The organism is Bacteroides sp. An279 (assembly GCF_002159615.1).
GTDB classification, from domain to species: Bacteria; Bacteroidota; Bacteroidia; order Bacteroidales; family Bacteroidaceae; genus Phocaeicola; species Phocaeicola intestinalis.
In genome coordinates this window covers 1-1,246 of the sequence record NZ_NFJA01000196.1, presented here as the reverse complement: position 1 = coordinate 1,246, position 1,246 = coordinate 1, and the positions used below count along the sequence as shown (strand labels likewise).

1 protein-coding gene is annotated in these 1,246 nt (G+C 52.9%); it reads right to left on the bottom strand.

Going from position 1 to position 1,246, the window contains the following annotated elements:
- Positions 1–17 precede the first annotated feature (17 nt).
- The coding region (locus tag B5F78_RS16565; RefSeq protein ID WP_140400240.1) for an IS4 family transposase at positions 18–1,246 on the bottom strand (1,229 nt) is incomplete at its 5' end.

Genomic DNA, 1,246 nt, shown 5'->3' with positions numbered 1-1,246 from the left:
ATTCAAGTTTCGCAAGTTCAACTTGCAGCTTTTAATCTATAAATGTCGCAAATATGTTTCATATCTTCCTCCCTGTTGATGATAGCCTGATAGATATCTTCGTCAGTCAATCCGAAGAGTTCCGCAACCGCAATGACCAGTTCTTGCATGACGCCCCATATCCTTTCCGCAACGGACAGTTCCAAAGAATCCTTGGTTACGTCCTCAAAGAGCTTTCCCATGGTCTCGTAGGCTGCAAACCTCTTCACTAAGGAAAGGATGTTGTATTGCAAAGCCGTCAGGGATGTCGCCGCGATTTGCGAGGCGAAGTTGCCGGCCTGGCATTTGCCCAGCCCCAACAGCCCCTTCGCTTCCTTGAACACGACTTCCAAAGACCACCTTTGGGCATAAATCCGGTACGCTTCAAGGAACTCAAGCCGTATGTCCGTGGTCATCAGGCCGTTCCATGCGCCCCGTTTGCTTCTCCTGACAAAGTACAGGCGTACCTTGGTATCCGCAAAGGCCACGTCCGCCACGATGTAATAGCAACGCAGTCTCCTGCTGTACTTCCGCCTGCCTTGCCTGTCAAGGTGCCTGATCAAGGCCGGCGCGGTATAAGGCTTCCCGTCCAGACAGTATTTTGTCCTGCTGTTTTCTCCCACCTTGATCATGCCCAGGTAATCGCACCTGACGTGGCGGGAGCGGATGAACCGGATGACATCCTTGCAGGCGAACCAGCTGTCTGCCAGCACATACCTGAACCTGACCCCTTTGCGGATGGCGCGTCTTATCATGGCAATCATCAGGTCGGTTTTCTTTGCCGTGTACTCACCGATACGCTCCTGCAAGGCGTCGCCGCTGTCACGTCCTTTGGTGAAACGTCTTGCGAGCTCTTCATCGGACATCCCGAACTTTCCATCCTTTCCTTTTTCACCCAGCAGTGCAAAATCCAGAAGCATTTGGGTTGTCCCGTCCGTGACGGCAAGGAACAATGCCTTGAAACCGAGGATGCACCTGTGATGGACATGGGAAAACACCCTGCCGATGTTCTCCATGCGCCGTCCCGTCTTGGGATAGTCCGTGTCATCGACTATCAGACAGACCGTGCCTTCCTTGCGCCCGGAGCGGAGTCTGATCTTCGACCAAAGCTGGAGGGTGAGGTGATAGACGGACTTCCGCCAGTTTATCTTGGGATTACTCATGAAACGGTAGAACACGTCTTTCTTGCATCCCAGCAAGCCGCTTAAGGAAGACCCGGTGAAACGAT